The sequence below is a fragment of the Ruminiclostridium herbifermentans genome (assembly GCF_005473905.2).
GTDB classification, from domain to species: domain Bacteria; phylum Bacillota; class Clostridia; order Acetivibrionales; family DSM-1351; genus Ruminiclostridium; species Ruminiclostridium herbifermentans.
The window spans coordinates 3,333,164-3,353,164 of sequence record NZ_CP061336.1 but is presented as its reverse complement, the minus strand read 5'-3'; the positions used below and the strand labels follow the sequence as shown (position 1 = coordinate 3,353,164).

The window sequence follows — 20,001 nt, the reverse complement described above, 5'->3', positions numbered from 1 at the left end:
CACTTTCTGTTCAATAAGCATTCCTATAGTGTGATTTGTAGTAAAACTTATGAATAGGATATAGCAGAAAGAAATTAGCAGCAGCTTATATTAAATATACTTTTACTAAAGAGGTGAAAGTGGAGGTAAGCTTTCAAAATGAGAGGTTTATATTTCGTACATTTGTTATTCTCTTTGATTTGATTTTCGAGAAATATTTTGTGAAAAAGGTGTATTTCTGAGAACTGAAATCACAAATGGCTAAACGATGTATTCTGATGTAGGACATATGGACATATAAAGAGTATAAGAGACAAATGGCTTAATGATGTATTTTGAATGTGCTGAAAATGTTGTACATCAAAAAGCAGAGATTTTCTACTGAGGTGTTTAATAAATTTTTAGACTAAATGGGGCGTAGGAGGTTAATATGGCAGGTGAGAAGATATTTTCCACATCTCTTTTCGGATTTAAGAAGAGAGACGTTAATTCTTATTTAGAAAAGATGAACAGAGAATATGAGGAAAAGATAAGACATAAAGAGAAAGAAATTGCTGATATCAAGGCACAGTACCGAGATATAAAGAGTAAATATGATGAACTTAATGCAAATATCAATCAATTGCAGGAAGACAGAAAGAAGATAGCAGATGCTATAATTACAGCTCAGGAGAAGGCAGAAGCTATAATAGATGAAGCTAGACGACAAGCAATTGATGAAAAGAAAAGGCTTGAACAGCAGGTGGAAGAGGAAAAAGAAAAGCTGGTGGATATTAAACAGGAACTTAAGGGATTAAAATATGAGGTTGTGGACAAGCTAAAAAAATATGAGGGTGAGCTTTCAAATATTATTGAAGAATAAAAGAGATATGGGGAACAATATCAGCAGGCTCGAAATTGTTGCAGAAGAGGCTACATTGAAAACATATATTTGGAGCAGTGCTGCATGGAATTGGCATCACCAATCCACTTACGACCTTTAACGGCACCTTTATTGCACCACAATTAAACCTATTTCATTGATTGTGGTGTTAGCCATATATCATGTTTGTTTACTGCAAAATAACATTTTATAAATATTATGGAAAAAACATTAATAAGGTTGAAATCCCCATCGACTAAGTTAAATTATTATTAGTCTGAAAGCTACGAAAGGAATATAATAAAGAATAACAATAAATACATTTGAAAGAAGAATAATACTTGAATAATTAAGCAAACTAATTTATAATTTACATAATAGTTTTGTAATTTTTGTAATCAATTTGATTCAAAATAATATTATATATTGATAGTTAATGTATCAGTTTTACATTATAGTTCATTGTAAGACATATTACATTGGTAAATGCAGTGAATAGGAAGAGTAAATAAGTAATCAGTTTTAGAGAGTCGGTTAAAGAGTTTTTGTGGATGTTGCTCTTGGTGGAAAGCCGATACTGATTTTTATTGAATGCAGCCTAGGAGCAGTTTTTTCGAACGGATAATCAAATTCGGATATTTAAATTCGGGTAGTCAATTCCGAATAAATAATTCCCAAAAAAATTCCTTAGTAGAGAAAAACGTCACGCCACGTTACAGGCGAGTAATGTAAGCATTATTTAATGTCGCATTATTGTTGAGAGAATGCATATGCATTAATTAGGGTGGTACCGCGGAAACCTTCGTCCCTGTTTAGGAGGACTAAGGTTTTTTTGTTATAATTTTTTATGCTATTAATTTTGTGATTAAGCAGAAAGGGAGAGATGGATAATGGATGAGATTTTAGAAATATTAGAAAAAAATAGTAAGACGACTGCTGCTGAGATTGCAGTAATGCTAGGAAAGCCTGTAGAAGAGATAGAGGCTGCTATAAAAAAATACGAAGCAGAAAATGTTATTGTTGGTTACAGTACTTTAATAAATTGGGACAAAACAGAAAGGGAAAAGGTTACTGCTCTTATTGAAGTAAAGGTTACACCACAGAGAGGTCTGGGCTTTGATAAGATTGCAGACAGAATCTACAAATATCCCGAAGTTACAGCATGTTATTTGATGTCTGGAGGCTTTGATTTGACTGTTATCATTGAGGGGAAAACAATGAAAGAGGTGGCTTTGTTTGTTTCTGAAAAGTTGGCACCATTAGAATCAGTTCTCAGCACATCAACACATTTTGTACTGAAAAAATTCAAAGATAAAGGTATTATTTTTGAAGAGAAACCAACGGACAGAAGGGAGCCGATATTTATATGATAATGAAGGATATGATATTAGATAGAATTAAAAATGTGCCTCCATCTGGTATAAGAAAATATTTTGATTTGATTAATGAAATGAAGGATGCTATTTCATTAGGTGTTGGAGAGCCTGATTTCATTACGCCATGGAATATTAGAGAAGCAGGTATATATTCATTAGAAAATGGGCATACAAATTATTCCTCAAATGCAGGCTTTATTGAACTTAGAGAAGAAATAAGCAAGTACTTGAAGAAGTTTTCACTTGATTACAATCCTGTTGATGAAATTTTAGTTACAGTAGGTGGAAGTGAAGGAATAGATGCTGCTTTAAGGGCTCTCGTTGGGCCAGGAGATGAGGTTATTATACCAGAGCCAAGTTTCGTAGCATACCAAGGCTGTACACAATTTACAGGGGCAACCCCAGTTACCATTTCACTAAAAGAAGAAAATAACTTTAAACTTACTGCAGGTGAGTTGGAGGCGGCAATTACCGATAAAACAAAGGTGCTAATAATTCCGTTTCCTAATAATCCTACAGGCGCAATAATGACTAAGGATGAACTTTATGAGCTTGTCAAGGTTCTGAGAGATAAAAACATTGTTGTTATATCAGATGAGATTTATTGTGAACTGACATACGAAGGTCAGCACACATCTATTGCAAGCTTTCCTGAGATGAGAGACCGTACTATTGTTATTAATGGATTTTCAAAATCCTATGCAATGACAGGATGGCGTTTGGGCTATGCATGTGGGCATAAAGATGTTATAAATGAGATGAAAAAAATTCATCAGTATGCAATAATGTGTGCTCCAACTGTGGCACAGGATGCTGCTATAGAAGCATTAAGGAATAGTGACGAAGATGTAAAGATGATGGGGAAAGAATATAACAGAAGAAGAAGGGTTACAATAGATGGCTTTAGAAAAGCTGGTTTTTCATGCTTTGAACCCAAAGGAGCTTTTTATGTTTTCCCATGTATAAAAAGTTCTGGACTAAGTTCTGAGGAATTTTGCGAGAGACTTCTTGTTGAGTATAAAGTGCTTGTTGTACCTGGAACTGCATTTGGAAAATGTGGAGAAGGATATGTACGTGCATGTTACGCTGCATCAATGGAAAACATAAATGAAGCTATGCGGAGAATTAAAGCTTTTTCAGATAGTTTGGCTAAAAGATAAGCAAAGAACCATTTAACATCAACTAGTGTGTTCTGTTGTGTTTGTGATTGTATTTCCCCGGCGGCTTCTTACAACAACTATTGAGGAAGAAAGAAGCTTGCAGGTATAAATATTTATGTTTGTTGTTAACATGTAAAAAGTTCATCAAGATATATTTATATAGTGTTAATTATTATTTGCATTTAGGCATGTTTGGAGGAATAAATGTACAAATTAGTGGCAATAGATTTAGATGGAACATTGCTGGACTCAACAAAAGAGATTTCTGCCAGGAATAAAAAAGCAATTGCTTCAGCTATTGAGAAGGGAGTAAAGATTGTAATTTGTTCAGGAAGAGTTTACTCTGGTGCAAGGCTATATGCAAAACAGATTGGCTCAAAGGATCCAATAATTGCATGCAATGGAGCCGTTATTACTGAAAAAATAGATGGAAGAATTATTTACTCAAATTATTTACATACTGAAGCTTGTCTAAGGATAAATGATATATTTCATAAGCATGATTTGTATTTTCATGTTTATGCTGGTGATACAATGTATACTGAAAAGTTGGCTTTTACCTCTCTTAAATATTTTGAAAAAAATAAAACACTGCCAGAAGAAGACAGAGTTGATATTGAGGTAGTCAAGGATATGGCCGCCAAGCTTAAAAGTATATCTGGAAAGGTGCTTAAATTTGTGGCAGTTTCTGATAATAGAGAACTGCTTAAAATAGCCAGATATGAAATAGAGCAATTAAAAGATGTTGATGTTATGAGCTCAAACTATGACAATTTTGAGGTGTTGCAAAAAGGTGTTAATAAAGGTGATGCTTTAAAGAGGTTGTCAGAGTATTTGAATATTCCGCCTTCTGAAATGATTGCTATAGGTGACAATGAGAACGATATATCAATGTTCAAATATGCAGGCTTGAGTGTTGCAATGGAAAATGGTGAAGATTTTGCCAAGGAAGCAGCCCAGTATGTTACAGCTTCTAATAATGATGATGGTGTAGCTTTGGCAATTGAAAGGTTTATTTTAAATAAGTAAATTTAGCATGAAATAAATTTTGAATGGATGAAAAAATACTTAATGTTAGCTATAATAGGAATATAAAGCGGCAAGATAATTTACTTACTTCTATTAGTGGTGAATACTTATTTGGTTTTCAGACGGTGAGATAATTTCTCGTCTCCATAAAGGCTGCTGATTCTAGTGAAATTTATTCTGTAAATTATTCTATAATTGAAAGAAATAACTGAAAGAAATAAATAAAAGAAAACATTAAGAATAAGAATTTCATTTTGAATTTAGGCATTAATAATAAAATAAATATTTGAAAGGGATGATTATGTGCTTGAGTTAGAACAATACAGACTAGAACTACTGGGTCTGAAAAGCAATTTAGATGAAATGAGGGCTTCACTTTGACATCGCTAGATTAAACGATGAGATAGTGGAGTTAGAGCATAAAGCTTCTGAGCCAGATTTTTGGAATGACATGGAAAAATCTCAGAAGATATTACAGAGAATAAAAACCTTGAAATCAAAAATTGATAATTTTGAAGAAATAAGTTCTCTTTGGGAGGATTTGCTTACATTATCTGACATGGGTTTAGAGGAGCAGGATGAGAGTATTATTCCTGAAGTTGGAGAAGGGCTCCAAAAAGTAAAAAAGCGTCTTGAAACACTTAGATTAGAAACTCTTCTTACCGGCCCATATGACAAAAATAACGCTATTTTAACACTTCATGCAGGAGCAGGTGGAACAGAAGCGCAGGATTGGGTACAGATGCTGCTCAGAATGTTTACGAGATGGGCAGAAAATAAAGGCTATCAGGTTGAAATTTTAGATTACCTTGATGGCGATGAAGCAGGAATAAAAAGTGTAACATTACAAATTATTGGCGAAAATGCTTATGGATATATGAAGTCGGAAAAAGGAGTTCACCGATTAGTTAGAATTTCTCCCTTTGATGCGTCTGGAAGAAGACATACTTCCTTTGCATCTTTAGATGTTATGCCAGAAATTGATGAATCAATTGAAATTGATATTAATCCTGAAGATATTAAAATGGATGTTTATAGAGCTAGTGGAGCTGGAGGACAGCATATTAATAAAACCAGTTCTGCTGTTAGACTTACTCATATTCCAACAGGTGTTGTTGTTGCATGTCAAACACAGCGCTCTCAATTTCAAAATAAAGAAACTGCAATGAAAATGCTTAAAGCAAAGCTTTTTGATATAAAGGAACGAGAGCAGAAGGAAAAAATTGAGGATTTAAAGGGCGTTCAAATGGATATTGCTTGGGGAAGCCAAATACGCTCTTACGTTTTTTGTCCATATACACTAGTAAAAGACCATCGTACTAATTATGAAAATGGAAATGTTGATGCAGTTATGGACGGAGACCTCGATGGCTTTATAAATGCGTATCTTTCAATGGACAAAAAAGAAGGTAAGGCATAGTGCTATGGTTGGCGTGGAGGTTAGCGGCTAGAAATAGAAGTAAAATTTCTGCCTACATGGAGCATTTTCTAGTTTCCAAAACAAAAAGAATTTTTGAAAGTATGATAGAGAATTTACCAAATTAATTGCGTACCGCCACGAGCACTGAACTATTAATTCAGTACTTTAGTTGGCGTGGAGGTTAGTATGAATTCAAAGGAGCTAAAGAAGCTGCTTGAGGATGTGAAAAATGGCTCTGTTGAGGTAGAACAGGCATACAAGGAGATAAAGGCTCTGCCTTATGAGGATTTGGGCTTTGCTAAGGTTGATCATCACAGAACCATTAGAAATGGATATCCAGAGGTTATTTATTGTGAAGGTAAAACAAGTAGTCAGGTTGTAGAAATTGTTAAGAGGCTAATGCAGAAGAACAATAATATACTAGCTACAAGGGCTTCTCAGGAGGTATATGATGCAATATGTCAATTGACTTCTGATGCAGAATATCATCGGGATGCAAGGATTGTTGTTGTCAAAAGAAAAGAAATTATTATTACAGAGAAGCAAATTGCAGTTATTACTGCAGGAACTTCTGACATTCCTGTGGCTGAGGAAGCAGCTGTAACGGCTGAGGTGCTAGGCAATAGAGTTACTAGAATATATGATGTAGGAGTTGCTGGAATTCATAGACTATTATCAAAAATGGATATTATTTCTGAGGCAAATGTAATAATTGTAGTTGCTGGTATGGAAGGTGCACTAGCAAGTGTTGTTGGTGGATTAGTGGATAAGCCGGTAATTGCAGTTCCTACAAGCGTTGGTTATGGAGCAAGCTTTGGCGGCTTGGCGGCACTTTTGACAATGCTAAATAGCTGCGCTAGTGGAATTGGGGTAGTGAATATTGACAACGGTTTTGGGGCAGGATATTTGGCGAGTAATATAAACAAGCTTTAAATAGAAAATTTAAATAGAAGCTTTAAATAGAAATAGGATTAATGGAAACAACTGTTTAAATGGAGGATGTAATGAGAGTATTATATTTTGACTGCTTTTCTGGAATTAGTGGTGATATGACTTTAGGTGCGTTGCTTGATTTGGGCTTAGAGCAAGACGTTTTTCTTAATGAACTTAAGAAACTAAATCTAACTGGATATTCAATAGAAATCAGGAAGGTTGTCAAAAATGGGATTTCTGGTACTGATGTAGTAGTAATACTCGATGATGAGGAATCAGGTCATATGCATTGTCATGAAAATGAAGATCATAAGGCTATAGAATTTATTGACTATGAGAAGGTATATGAAAACCAGTTTATAAATAATAATGAAAATAGCAACGGTTGTCATCATGAAAAAACTCATTCACACTCACATATAGAGAAGTGCTCCGGACAAACTCACTCTCATTCTCACCACTCTCACTCACAGCCTGAGAGAAACCTTGCGGATATTGAAAATATTATAAATATGAGTGATTTGAAGCCTAGAGTTAAAGCTATGAGCACAAAGATTTTTAGAGAACTAGCAAGAGCAGAGGCAAAGGTTCATGGCAAGGGAATTAATGAAATACACTTTCATGAGGTTGGTGCAGTAGATTCTATTGTTGATATTATAGGCGCTTGCATATGTATTGATATGCTTGGTGTGGAAAGAATCTATGCTTCAGAACTTCATGATGGAAAAGGTTTTGTAAAATGTGCCCATGGGCTGATGCCTGTACCAGTACCAGCTGTTATGGAAATGCTTTGTGAAAGTAATATTCCACTAGTTACTGAAGATGTACCCTGCGAGATGGTAACTCCAACAGGAATGGCTATTTTGAAGGTTACCTGCTCAAGCTTTGGGAAAATGCCTCCATTATCAATAGAACGTACAGGATATGGCATGGGAAAGCGTGATACTGGTCGTTTTAATGCATTAAGAGCAGTGGTTGGAACGCTTTATGAGCATGATTCTATTCCTAATGATGAAATATCAATTCTTGAAACCAATATAGATAACATGTCGCCTGAAATATTAGGTTATACAATGGAAAAACTTTTTGACAGCGGAGCGTTAGACGTATATTATACACCTATTTACATGAAAAAAAGCCGACCTTCAGTAGTGCTTACTGTATTAGCTAAATGTGGTGACGAGAAGAAGTTCACTGATATCATTTTTAAAGAGACATCTACATTGGGTGTTAGAATCAGCCATTCTCAGAGATATTGTATGAACAGGGAATTGGTTAAAGTAGATACCCAATATGGTGCTGTTAGGGTTAAGGTGGCAAGCAGTGATGATATAATGAAATTTGCTCCAGAGTATGAGGATTGTAAAAATATTGCAATGAAAACTGGTATGCCTATTAACAAGGTGTATGAGTTGGTAAGCGAAAAATATAAACGAGAAGGTAATTGTGTTGCTATACAATAAATTTTCTGATTATTTACGAAATAAATATGGTACAAAGGTATACAAGCTTCCATTAAATCTTCCTGTAACTTGCCCAAACAGAGATGGGAATATCAGCAAAGCTGGCTGTATTTTTTGCGGTGAAGAGGGTGCAGGCTTTGAAAACCTTTCTTGTGAAATGTCTGTTTCAGAGCAGCTTAAGCAAAACGCCAAATATATAGGAAAGAATTATTCAAGCCAAAAGTTTATCGCTTATTTTCAAAATTATTCAAATACATATTTACCATTTGAATTGTTTGTTAAAAATATCGAAGAAGCTTGCGCTGATGACATTGTAGCTATTTATATTTCTACCAGACCTGATTGTATTTCTGACAGGTATATGGAATTTTTGGCAAAGCTTAAAGGTGAGAAGGTTATAGATATTGTTATTGAACTTGGTTTGCAGACCGTTAACTATCATACCTTAAAAAAGCTTAATAGAGGGCATACTTTGGCTGAATTTATTGATGCGGTGACTAGAATAAAGAAATATCAGCTTGAGGTGTGCGCCCATTACATAACTGATTTGCCAATGGAAAATATAGACGATGTAGTTGAAGGTGCTAAAATTCTCTCTGCCCTTGGTGTTTCGCAGGTTAAGTGCCATTCCCTATTTATATTGAAGGACACAGAACTTGAAAAACAGTATTTGCGAGGAGAAGCTTTGCCTATAACTATGGATGAATTTGTTGATAGAACAATAGCCTTTTTGGAGCATCTCAATCCTGATATTGTTATTCAAAGATTAATTGGACGAGCTCCAGCTGATAGAACGGTTTTTTGTAACTGGAGTACTAGCTGGTGGAAAATTCAAGATGCAATTGAAATGAAAATGACTGAGATTGGGAGTTTTCAGGGAAAGCGCTTTAATTATTTGAATGGTGAGAGGGGAATGGGTGGGTATTCCACTAAATAAATCTTAAAAACTTTGTGGGGAAGAGATATTTTTAAAAGCCGATGTCAACTGTATTTAAGCGTAGCCAATTTTGGGTTGAGGCAATTTTTTATACTCTTCTTTGTTATATATGAATTTTTCAATTTTCTTAAAAAGTTCTCGTAACTGAGTAGCTTCTTTTGTTTTTGTAAAGTTTCAGCGCAGATAGTTTTTGTGTGGGTGTGTGGGTAAGTAGATTAATAAAAAAACACATCTTTATGCTATGCACAATTAATAAAATTCGTTATAATATATTGAAGACTTATTCAAATGTTGTTTTATGTAAAAGAGTGTACATATTCTTTTATTTTACAATTATAATAAAATTAATATTTACAAAGAGGAGCTGTGAAAGTTGAACAATGAAATGGTTTTGGTAATTGATTTCGGCGGTCAATATAATCAATTGATTGCTCGCCGTGTCAGAGAAGCAAACGTTTACTGTGAGGTTATTCCATACAGTGCTTCAATAGAACGTATAAAGTCATACAATCCTAAAGGAATTATTTTTACCGGTGGGCCTGCTTCTGTATTAGATGAGGGTGCACCAAAATGTGACCCAGGTGTTTTTGAATTAGGAGTTCCTGTACTTGGAATTTGCTATGGTATGCAATTAATGAGTGTTATGCTTGGCGGAAGTGTTGCAGCAGCAACCCAGAGAGAATATGGTAAAGTTGATATTAATGTCGATAAATCACAGCCATTCTTCAAGGATGTTGATGAAAATACTACTTGCTGGATGAGCCACACATATTATGTTGATAATGCACCAGAGGGCTTTAAGGTTACTGCAACTTCAGCAAACTGTCCAACAGCAGCAATGCAGAATGAAGAAAAGAAATTTTATGCAGTTCAATTCCACCCTGAAGTTATGCATACACCAAAGGGAAAGGAAATGCTACGAAACTTCCTGTACAGCATTTGTGGCTGCAAGGGTGACTGGAAGATGTCTGCATTTGTTGAGAATTCTATTAAGGCAATAAAGGAAAAGGTTGGAGACAAAAAGGTACTTTGTGCATTATCAGGCGGTGTTGATTCATCTGTAGCAGCTGTACTTATAAGCAAGGCAGTAGGAAAGCAGCTTACATGTATATTTGTTGACCATGGTCTTTTAAGAAAGAATGAAGGCGACGAGGTTGAAAATATATTCAGAAAGCAGTTTGATATTAATTTGATTCGTGTAAATTGCGAAGATAGATTTTTAGCAAAGCTTGCTGGAGTATCTGATCCAGAAAGAAAGAGAAAGATTATTGGTGAAGAATTTATAAGAGTTTTCGAGGAAGAAGCAAAGAAAATTGGAACTGTGGACTTCTTAGTTCAGGGAACAATTTATCCTGATGTTATAGAAAGCGGACACGGTGATGCAGCTGTAATAAAGAGCCATCACAATGTAGGCGGACTTCCTGACTATGTTGATTTTAAGGAAATTATTGAGCCATTAAGAAATCTATTTAAGGATGAAGTAAGAAAAGCTGGAGAAGAGCTTGGAATACCAGAGGATTTAGTTTGGAGACAGCCATTCCCAGGTCCAGGACTTGCTATCAGAGTTATTGGCGATTTGACAAAGGAAAAGCTTGATTTACTTAGAGATACAGACTACATCTTCCGTGAGGAAATAAAGGCAGCAGGTATATCAAGAGACATAAATCAATACTTCACAGTACTTACAAACATGAGGAGCGTTGGTGTTATGGGCGATGAAAGAACTTATGACTATACATTAGCACTTCGCGCAGTAACAACAACTGACTTCATGACAGCTGACTGGGCGAGAATTCCATATGACTTGCTGGAAAAAATCTCAAACCGCATTGTCAACGAGTGCAAAAACATAAACAGAGTAGTGTATGATATCACCAGTAAGCCACCTTCAACTATTGAGTGGGAGTAAACGCCAAGCGCTGCACAAAGGCAGAAGAAGCGAGGCGTTTATTGCGCAGCGCAAGGAGCAATGGGAACGTAGGTGAGCAGGGCGACTATGCAGCAAGCCAGGTACAATAGTGATGCCGAAACGCTGTAATAAAGGGTCTGAGTATTTAATTTAAATAAAATAAATAATAAAAGTGTGTATGATGTTGCTATAAAAATAGTATATTGTACACACTTTTTTTACCATTTTTTGATGGTTTTTAACGTGTGTATGATGTAGACACGTCAAAAATAATAAGGAAGGGAAGAGTAATTATGCTAAAGGGGAAAACATATGGTAAACAAGCATTTCGGACACAAAAAAGTAAAGAAAAAAGTTTGGGTGAAGTAGCTGAAAAATACTATAATTTATGTACTATACGAGGTACATCTGAAATTACGATTAAGGGATACAAATATGCATTAAAGTATTTTAACGAGTTTAATGGAGATAGTCCTATTAATTCAGTCACTGTTAACATGTATATTCTTTACTTAAAAAAGAACGGTTTTAAAGATACTACAATTAACTCATATATTCGAAAATTGTCTCCTATTTTTAATTATGGACATAGTAAAGGGTATTTACCAAAAGTCGAAATAATTGAATTAAAAGTTCAAAAGACATTCAAGGATATCTATACTGAACAAGAAATGAATCTATTGTTAAAACCACCTAAACAGAAGGATTTTGTATCAATACGCAATTGGTGTATAGTTTGGGTATTTGCCAGTACAGCTATTAGGCGTACAGAATTAATTAATCTCAAGGTTATGAATGTTGATATGGTCAACAGAGTAATAGCTTTAAATCATACAAAAAACAAAAAGGTATATTCCAGTATCTAGTTCACTATATGAAGTACTTGAAGAATATTTAAGTATCAGAAAATTTGACAACCCTGATGAGTATTTGTTTTGTACAGTATATAACAATAGGTTAAGCACTAGTACAATCAATAAGGAATTAAAAAAATATAATAGGTCTAGGGGAGTGCTACAGACAGGAATTCACAAATATAGGCACACATTTATAACTAATGCTGTAAATAATAATACAAATGCTCTCCTACTTTAAAAACTCACAGGACATAGTACACTCAAGGAGTTAAATACGTACTATAATGCTAATACTAAGGATATAGCAATTATAATTGACGAGATTGCACCAAAGAGTCAAACGAAGAAGAATATGTTTAAAAAGTAACAAAGAGCCAAATAACCGTATCCAATTAAGAGCCTTGCCGATAAAATCGAAAAGGTTCTTTTTTCTCTTATAATCAACCCTAAAACACACTTTAAACCGTTCAAATAATATACCCTATACCCCTTATACCTGAAACTCTAATTTGAGGTTCAGATAGTCTGTATTTGATTAATTTATATGGAAATTTAGAAAGGTGTTAAATTCACTTCTAAACTCAGTCCTTCCAATGTGATTGAGTTTGATTTCTGCTCCCCTTTAAAGGGGAAAACTAATGTAGTTTACGCTTTCGTAAGCGAGAACCTATTACTTAGTTATAAGGACTCAACATCTGACAACTTTCCTTCTATTTTTTACATTTATTATTGATATTTCCATACATTGGTTGTAAAATAAAAGAAAATGTTAATGTAGGAGGTATATTGAAATGGCTGATGAAATTAAATGTCCTAAATGCGGATCAACACAAATAGCAGCTGGAAATAAAGGATTTGGATTAGGTAAAGCAGCAGCAGGGGGATTATTGCTTGGTTCCGTTGGTTTATTAGGTGGAATGTTGGGAAGTAAAAAAGTAATGATAACTTGTTTAAAGTGTGGTAAAAAGTGGGAAGCGGGAAAAGCTTAATTTTTATTTGGAGGAATTACTATGTGTGAGAAAAAGATTGACATTTCAAAAAGGTTTTCTATTGAAATTCAAAACATCAATAATAAACTTCAACAGTTAGAAAATGGTAGGGTTTATGACTTGACAAATGCACAAATGGATGGCTATCTTTCAACACATATTGGTCAATTAAAAGAAATGATTTCAGATTTACTTTATAAGATAGAGTATGGAGAAGATTCTCGTAAAGAAGAGTTAGAGAAAAGTATGGGTTGTATAAAACTTTAGGGGTAACTGATAATGAATATTACAAGAGAAGATTTTTATTGTGGAGCTTTTTTATCATATTTATTAAATAATGGAATTGTTCCTGCTCTCTTCGATGAACGAGTTGATATAAATAGAAAAATATATGATTTTACAACAGACAAAGGAGATTTTAGAGTATATGTAAAATGTAGTGAAAGTCCTTCCAGTGAGAGTGATTCAAGGGGTAGTAGCATATGGAACTTTCCATTTACGAAAAGTCAAATTGATGAAATAAAAACACTTAAAACAAATAGTAGAAATTTATATTTTGTCTTTGTTTGTGGAAGACATGCACTTAATAAAAGTAAGATTGCTGTTATACCACATAATGTTATATATCAATGCATTGACATAAATAGACCAGATAAATATAAAGGACAAAGCGTTAAAATAAGACTTATTAAAGGACATTGGGATTTTGATGTTTATGGTACTGCAAGAGCAGATAAGATTAATAATATTGATAATACAATAAAAGTAAGAGTAAATAATATTGATGAACTATTCAGAAAAGAACAAAGTGAAAAAATTAGTTGATATAGTCCTATACTATACGCCTTCCAGAAACGGAGGGCGTTTTTTGTTTAGCAAGCGGTTAGTACCTAACAATGTGCTGAGATAGTAACCGCCCTTGATAGAAGTTTACAATTTATCCTTCTTAACCTTATTTATTACAACAATCTTACTTTGATTATCTAAATTGAGTATTTGTTTACTTGCAACCCATTTATCATATTGTTCATCAGTACATACAATAGAAAATTTTGGTTGTGCAATGAAATTGATAATGGATATAAAGGGTAAAGAGCATTTATTGCAGGTTGGAGTACTGCATTTTGATGGAATGATTTATTACGGCTTGGGTCAACTTCTGGTAAGAATCCAAAAGTAAATATGGATAGATTACATATGATTCCATTTTTAAATTGTACCGATGGATATCTAAGTACAGTAAAAACCCAATATAATTTACGTGAAAGCAAATATAGAGTTATGGGAACTTAGGATACTCAATCAGACTTTTTATTGTTGACGAAAATAACCAACATGTACATGCAGATAGCATAAAACGCATAAGCAAATACGAGTATACATATTCCTGTTATCCTAAAATGGAACGTAGCTATAATAGTCAGGAAAGGGCTGAATTAGCTTTGTTAAAGCTAGAGAGTGACAACTACAGAGCAAAAATGTCTCATCATATTAAAGTTAAATCAATGTTAGTTCCAGAGAAAAAATGTTATGTAATTAAAAATCAGTTTGGTAGATTTGTTGATAGTAACAGTATATTTATACTAGCTGACGATGATAAACAACTGAAATGGTGGTACACAAGCTTCAGCACTGAAATCAACAGTATTTTCAGATATCCTACAATGGAATATGCTGAGAGCGTATTAAACAACCTGAACCGCTTAAAAGTTATAGCAGGTCTCTCTGACGGTGGGAATTTTTTCGATAGTTCGCATATATCATTAGCCATTTCTTTGGCCCTTTGGTAAACGATCAACGATCGAAAATCACGAATTGTAGCATACATATAAGGCAATATATATCGCTCCTTTGTAATGTGATATTATTTTATGTCTTCATATTAGCAATGATGGGATGTAAAGTCTATTTTTACTCACAAGCATGATAAACAGTGGAGTGGGTCGTAATTAAAGACTTACAAAAAATTACATTTAATGTTGTAGTATAAAAATGATAATGATATAATAAGAAAACAATATAAAAATGATAAAAGGTAAGCAGGTGACTAAATGGAAATCAAAAGTTTTTATAAAAACCAGCGTGAGCTTGCAGAAGCTTTGTCAAGAGTAATTGATAAGTATTGGTGTAGTGAAATTCTTGAAAATGAAATGATTGATAGTATTAAAAGAATAGTAGAAAACAATGAAACCAAAGTATTTACCAATACATCTGGAGAATTTACAACTGTACTTCGTCAACAATGCGGAAAAAAGCGACTTGAGGTTGTGTCGAAAATTTTAGATAGAAAAGATTGAAGATTGGAGGAGCATATGTTAAGGTACAGTTCTACACTAAAAGAAATGCCATTGCTCTTCAATGAAATGAGGAAAGCAGCATCACTAAAGGTTAATAGCTTTGATGATAAAGATATAATAAGGAAATCTGAAATGGAAAATATTTTCCAAGTAGTTAAAGAACGAAGGAAAAGAGATCTTGCTACAAAAATATTGACTCGTTTGAAATCTTTATCACCTGAACTGCTGAATGTTTTGGCTAACGGCAGTATAGATACTGCAAAGGCAGTAGCGTTATATGCATTATTGAATGTCGATTTGTTATTTTTTGAGTTTTTTAAAGAAGTATATTCCGATAGGCATTATGCTGGAGAACACTTGATATACGATTCGGACTTTATGCTTTTCTTTCAAAGAAAAGCTGAAACAAGCAACATAGTAGCAAAATGGAAGGATAACAATCTCCGACAGCTGCGGAATGCTTATAAAAAGGCTTTGCTAGAGGCAGGGTTTGCAAAGATGAACAATTCCTATCTCGAGATAACACCTCCGCTAATAGAAAAGGAAGTCTGTGGGTTATTCTCTGAACTGTATAGGAAGGCTATGTGCCTCGAATAATGAAAGAAGGTGAACACATGACTATTTATGAAAGACTGGATAAGATACTGCCTGAAATATCAAAGAAGCAGTTTCGTGAAAACCGAGGAACTGGAAATGAAATTAATTTTCACATATTTGATTATGATCCCAAGGACGAGCATATTGTTCGGGCTCATGTGGACTTTCTTGTAAAAGAAATGCCAGAAATTAAAGTGTTTGATTTATATAAGATTATGCTTAATATCCTGAAGGATAAGGGCTATTTAGAAAAAGTATTCCAAATGGAAGAGGCAAAAGGTTCGGATGCAATAGTTAATCCTATTAAGAAAACCCTTCGTCTTACTATGCCAAATGATTTGATTATTGAAACCATAAAGAGTAATGTGAATGACGGTAATATTGTATTCCTAGTTGGAGTGGGTAAAGCGTATCCGTTTATTAGGTCCCATACCATATTAAACAACCTCCATTCGGCTATTAATGTACCGCTGGTAATGTTTTTTCCAGGTACCTATGACGGTTTATCGCTGAAGCTGTTTGATGAAATTAAAGATGATAATTATTATAGAGCTTTCAGGCTAATAGAAAGGTAAGGTGGATTTGAAGATGTTGATCAGGAATATGTTTGAAAAAGACATTACCAGAGAGATTCAAGGAGTTATCAAGGTTGATCAGCGTGAGGAGGAGATAATATACAATGACCTCGAAGAATATGTAGTTACACGTGAGCTTTACAAGCACCTTGATACCTTTTTTAGTGCATATATAAAAAGTATAAATGGCCGTACTGATAAAATGGGTTGTTGGATTTCAGGCTTCTTTGGAAGCGGTAAATCCCACTTCTTGAAAATTCTTTCATATCTGCTAAAAAACGTTGAGGTAAAAGGGAAAAAGGCTGTTTCATTTTTCGACGGGAAGATAGATAACCCTGCTCTGCTTGCAAACATGAAGCTGGCTGGTGATATTAGCAGCGATGTAATTTTATTTAATATCGATTATAAAGCGGATTCTGACTCAAAACTAAATAAGGACGCAATCGTCAAGGTTTTTATGAAGGTATTCAATGAAATGCAGGGCTTTTGTGGAAGTATGCCTTGGGTTGCCGAAATTGAATATCAAATGAGCAAGGAAGGTACATATGAAGCCTTCAAAAACAAGTTCCTTGAATTGTCAGGTCAGGATTGGGAAGATGCTCGAAATGACTTCTATTTTGAGGGTGACAACATTGTTCAGGCACTTGCCGATACAACAAAAATGAGTGTTGAATCAGCTCGTAACTGGTATGAGAAGTGTGAGTCCACTTATAACCTTTCCGTAGAAAAATTTGCTCAAAGAGTGCGTGAATATATCGAAAGTAAGCCAAGAAATTACCATCTTGTTTTCCTATGTGATGAAATAGGACAATATATTGGTGATAATACAGATCTGCTTCTTAACCTGCAGACTGTAGTAGAAGCTTTGGGAACACAGTGCGGTGGTAAAGCATGGGTAATTTGTACTTCCCAGCAGGATATTGATAGTATTGTAAAGGTAAAAAGTGACCAATTCTCAAAGATTCTTGGAAGATTTGATACTAGGCTTTCACTTTCCAGTGCTAATGTTGACGAAGTAATTAAACGCAGGCTGTTGGATAAAAAAACAGCTGCTCGTGAAACACTGGAGCTTTACTTTAGTGATAAGGAAGCAATTTTGAAAAATCAGCTTTCATTCTCTGCTGATGCTGCGGAGATGAAGATTTATAAAAATTCTATGGATTTTGCAGCTGTTTATCCTTTTGTACCATATCAGTTCCACTTGGTGCAGTCTATTTTCAACGGAATCAGGCTACATGGTGCAAGCGGAAAGCATTTAAGTGAAGGTGAAAGAAGCCTTTTGAGCGGCTTCCAAGAGTCAGCAATAAAGTATCTTGATAAGGAGTTAGGTACGCTTATTCCGCTTCAGGCCTTTTATGATACTATCGACAAGTTCCTAGACCATAATATCAAAATTGTTATAGACAGGGCTGAAAGGAATGATAATTTAGAAAAACCTTTTGATATTGATGTACTTAAGGTCTTATTCATGCTTAAGTATGTCAAGGAGCTTCCAGCCAATATTGACAATCTATCTGCAGTAATGCTTTCATTTGTAGATGAAGACAAGTTGGTTCTTAAAAAGAAAATTGATGCTAGTCTCCGCCGTCTTGAAAAACAGACATTAATACAAAAAAATGGGGATAGATATATCTTCCTGACCAATGAAGAACAGGATATAAATAAAGAAATTCAAAATATCTCTATTGATTCTGGAGAATTGATTGACAAAATCGGTGACGAGATCTTTGCTGGCATATACCCTGATCGTAAGTATAAATATTCACGGTATGATTTTGGCTTTAACCAAATTATAGACGACAGGCCTCGTGGAAACCAAAAAGAGGAACTTACTTTAAGGATACTCACTCCGTATTATAGTGGAGATACAACAGATACAGGGCTTAAACTTCTTTCCTACCATGGCAATGCTCTTGTCATCAAGTTGCCAGATGATACAAGTTTTATTGAAGAAATGGAACGAGCAATGAAGATAGACGCTTTCTTACGCCGTAAAAGCGGTGTGCTTGCTACCGAGGAAGTTGAGCTTATCAAAGCAAGCAAAACTGCTGAAATCAGAACAAGAAGAGAAAGAAGCCGTGAACAACTCATTGATGCACTGAAAAAAGCTGATATGTACGCTTTGGGCAACAAATTAGATATTCGTGAGAAGAGTGTGCAAGAGAGAATTTCTGAAGGCTTTAAAGTACTGGTAGAAGGAATATATACAAAACTTGGATATATCAAAAAGTTTATCGATACAACATCTGAACTAGCTGGGCTTCTTATGAAGGATAACCGTCAGATGAGGCTATCCAATATGCCAGATGGTGAAAATCCAAATAAGCTGGCAATAGAAGAGTTAACTGCATTTCTTACGAGAAACAGTGAGCGGAATATTCCTACTACAGTAAAGACTATACTTGACCTTTATAGTAAGGCTCCTTATGGTTACCGAGAGCTTGATATTCAAGGACTAATAGCCGAGCTCCTACGTGAACAGGAAATTCGGCTCATTTATGGCAGCGAATATATAGAAGCTTCTAATCCCCAGATAATAAACTACCTTACTAAACGTGATTTCGTGGAAAGGGTTTTGGTAAAAATCAGGACAAGGGTATCTTCAAGCTTACTCAACAATGTAAAAACCCTAGCAAAAGAGTTGTTTAACCGTACAGCCCTACCAAGCGATGAAGACGGCCTTATGGTAAGCTTTAAAGAGCTTTGCCAGGGTGAACATGATACAATCGTAGACCTTCTTGGTGAGTATAAGGTAGCATCTTATCCAGGCAAGCAAGTTCTTGAAGATGGTAAAAAAATATTCTCTGAAATACTGAAAATAAAAGATTCAACAGAATTTTTCAGCAGAATGGCTGAAGTGTCCGATGATTTATTAGACTACGAGGAAAAAGCCTCTGATATAAAAAAATTTTTTGCGGGCAACCAGAGAGAAATATTTGATAAGGCACTGAAAATGCTTTCATTATTTGAAGCAAACCGCACCTATTTTACCGATAGTACCATTGCGGTTGGTATTATTAAGGAGATTGAAAGCATTGTTGAGTCACCGATGCCATATTCGCAGATCATAAAGCTCCCTGATTTGGTAGAAAAATTCAGGGTGGAGTTTGGAGTGCTGCTTGAGAAGGAATGTGAGCCTGTTAAGAAAATAATTGAAAATGACTACTCAAAAGTTATAAAAGAACTGGATGAGCTTTCAGCAAGTGAGCAATTAAGGGCAGAATCTAAAAAAGAGTTTGAGAACCTGCTCTATAGAATTGACCACGCAAACAATATGTATGAAGCAATAGCTATGAAGACGGAAAGTGATAGGCTAAAAATCCGCTTGATAGAAAAGATAAATGCTGAATACAAGAAAAGAAATGCTTCGGTTGGAGGAACTTATTCTGGTACCTCGACCATTGGTGAAGATGATAAGTCGCCAAACAGCAACTATAAAACCAGCAGAACCATTAATGTTACTGTAAATGAACTCTTTGAGGAGACTTGGATTATACGAAATGATGAGGATATTGACCGTCTCCTTGGAGAGTTAAAACAGAAGCTGAAGCAAAAATTAACCACTGATACAGTAATAAAGCTGCTGTAATACAGTTTGTCATAAAAGAGATGAAAGGT

At 34.7% G+C, this 20,001-nt stretch carries 18 protein-coding genes, 1 pseudogene and 1 other annotated feature; all 19 genes and pseudogenes read left to right on the top strand.

What is annotated here, in order from left to right:
• The first annotated feature begins 409 nt into the window (after positions 1 to 409).
• The 19 genes and pseudogenes from EHE19_RS13595 to brxC all read left to right on the top strand — a co-directional run bounded on the left by EHE19_RS13595 (position 410) and on the right by brxC (position 19,972).
• Positions 410 to 841: a DivIVA domain-containing protein gene (locus tag EHE19_RS13595; protein WP_137698838.1), complete on the top strand. Its 432-nt coding sequence runs from the start codon at positions 410 to 412 to the stop codon at positions 839 to 841.
• Positions 831 to 962 carry a hypothetical protein gene (locus EHE19_RS19990; protein WP_280513950.1) on the top strand — a complete coding sequence of 44 codons (132 nt, stop codon included), beginning with the start codon at positions 831 to 833 and terminating at the stop codon, positions 960 to 962. Before EHE19_RS13595 ends, EHE19_RS19990 begins: the two co-directional genes overlap by 11 nt.
• Positions 963 to 1,323: 361 nt before the next feature.
• Positions 1,324 to 1,654, top strand: a binding site (T-box leader).
• 77 nt (positions 1,655 to 1,731) lie between these two features.
• Complete coding sequence (locus EHE19_RS13590; RefSeq protein ID WP_137698837.1) at positions 1,732 to 2,211, top strand: Lrp/AsnC family transcriptional regulator; 480 nt, start codon at positions 1,732 to 1,734, stop codon at positions 2,209 to 2,211.
• Entirely contained in the window at positions 2,208 to 3,377 is a 1,170-nt protein-coding gene (locus tag EHE19_RS13585; RefSeq protein ID WP_137698836.1) for a pyridoxal phosphate-dependent aminotransferase, read from the top strand. Before EHE19_RS13590 ends, EHE19_RS13585 begins: the two co-directional genes overlap by 4 nt.
• A 204-nt stretch (positions 3,378 to 3,581) precedes the next feature.
• A complete protein-coding gene (locus EHE19_RS13580; protein ID WP_137698835.1) occupies positions 3,582 to 4,406 on the top strand; it encodes a Cof-type HAD-IIB family hydrolase in 825 nt (274 codons plus the stop codon).
• Between the two features lie 303 nt (positions 4,407 to 4,709).
• Positions 4,710 to 5,826, top strand: a protein-coding gene (gene prfB, locus EHE19_RS13575; protein WP_190530318.1) for a peptide chain release factor 2 whose coding sequence is annotated in 2 segments (ribosomal slippage) — positions 4,710 to 4,784 and positions 4,786 to 5,826 — 1,116 coding nt in all. Because the reading frame shifts where the segments join, the coding sequence is not laid out codon by codon here.
• 186 nt (positions 5,827 to 6,012) lie between these two features.
• Positions 6,013 to 6,759, top strand: a complete 747-nt coding sequence (larB, locus tag EHE19_RS13570) for a nickel pincer cofactor biosynthesis protein LarB (RefSeq protein ID WP_137698834.1) — start codon at positions 6,013 to 6,015, stop codon at positions 6,757 to 6,759.
• Positions 6,760 to 6,830: 71 nt separating this feature from the next.
• Entirely contained in the window at positions 6,831 to 8,222 is a 1,392-nt protein-coding gene (gene larC, locus EHE19_RS13565; RefSeq protein WP_137698833.1) for a nickel pincer cofactor biosynthesis protein LarC, read from the top strand.
• Entirely contained in the window at positions 8,209 to 9,159 is a 951-nt protein-coding gene (gene mnmL / locus EHE19_RS13560; protein WP_137698832.1) for a tRNA modification radical SAM protein MnmL/YtqA, read from the top strand. The genes larC and mnmL overlap by 14 nt, the downstream gene beginning before the upstream one ends.
• 373 nt (positions 9,160 to 9,532) lie before the next feature.
• Entirely contained in the window at positions 9,533 to 11,068 is a 1,536-nt protein-coding gene (guaA, locus tag EHE19_RS13555) for a glutamine-hydrolyzing GMP synthase (protein ID WP_137698831.1), read from the top strand.
• 293 nt (positions 11,069 to 11,361) lie between these two features.
• Positions 11,362 to 12,163, top strand: a pseudogene (locus EHE19_RS13550) (tyrosine-type recombinase/integrase).
• A gap of 553 nt (positions 12,164 to 12,716) precedes the next feature.
• Complete coding sequence (locus tag EHE19_RS13540; protein WP_137698829.1) at positions 12,717 to 12,914, top strand: hypothetical protein; 198 nt, start codon at positions 12,717 to 12,719, stop codon at positions 12,912 to 12,914.
• A 21-nt stretch (positions 12,915 to 12,935) separates the two neighbouring features.
• Positions 12,936 to 13,181, top strand: a complete 246-nt coding sequence (locus EHE19_RS13535; protein WP_137698828.1) for a hypothetical protein — start codon at positions 12,936 to 12,938, stop codon at positions 13,179 to 13,181.
• Between the two features lie 12 nt (positions 13,182 to 13,193).
• Positions 13,194 to 13,739: a hypothetical protein gene (locus tag EHE19_RS13530; protein ID WP_137698827.1), complete on the top strand. Its 546-nt coding sequence runs from the start codon at positions 13,194 to 13,196 to the stop codon at positions 13,737 to 13,739.
• A gap of 575 nt (positions 13,740 to 14,314) precedes the next feature.
• A complete protein-coding gene (locus EHE19_RS13525; protein WP_137698826.1) occupies positions 14,315 to 14,704 on the top strand; it encodes a hypothetical protein in 390 nt (129 codons plus the stop codon).
• A 261-nt stretch (positions 14,705 to 14,965) separates the two neighbouring features.
• Complete coding sequence (locus EHE19_RS13520; protein WP_137698825.1) at positions 14,966 to 15,211, top strand: TIGR04540 family protein; 246 nt, start codon at positions 14,966 to 14,968, stop codon at positions 15,209 to 15,211.
• Between the two features lie 15 nt (positions 15,212 to 15,226).
• On the top strand, positions 15,227 to 15,808 hold the full coding sequence (locus EHE19_RS13515) for a DUF1819 family protein (protein WP_137698824.1): 582 nt from the start codon (positions 15,227 to 15,229) through the stop codon (positions 15,806 to 15,808).
• Positions 15,796 to 16,383, top strand: a complete 588-nt coding sequence (locus tag EHE19_RS13510; RefSeq protein WP_342343326.1) for a DUF1788 domain-containing protein — start codon at positions 15,796 to 15,798, stop codon at positions 16,381 to 16,383. The genes EHE19_RS13515 and EHE19_RS13510 overlap by 13 nt, the downstream gene beginning before the upstream one ends.
• Before the next feature lie 13 nt (positions 16,384 to 16,396).
• Positions 16,397 to 19,972 carry a BREX system P-loop protein BrxC gene (gene brxC, locus EHE19_RS13505; RefSeq protein WP_137698823.1) on the top strand — a complete coding sequence of 1,192 codons (3,576 nt, stop codon included), beginning with the start codon at positions 16,397 to 16,399 and terminating at the stop codon, positions 19,970 to 19,972.
• Positions 19,973 to 20,001 lie beyond the last annotated feature (29 nt).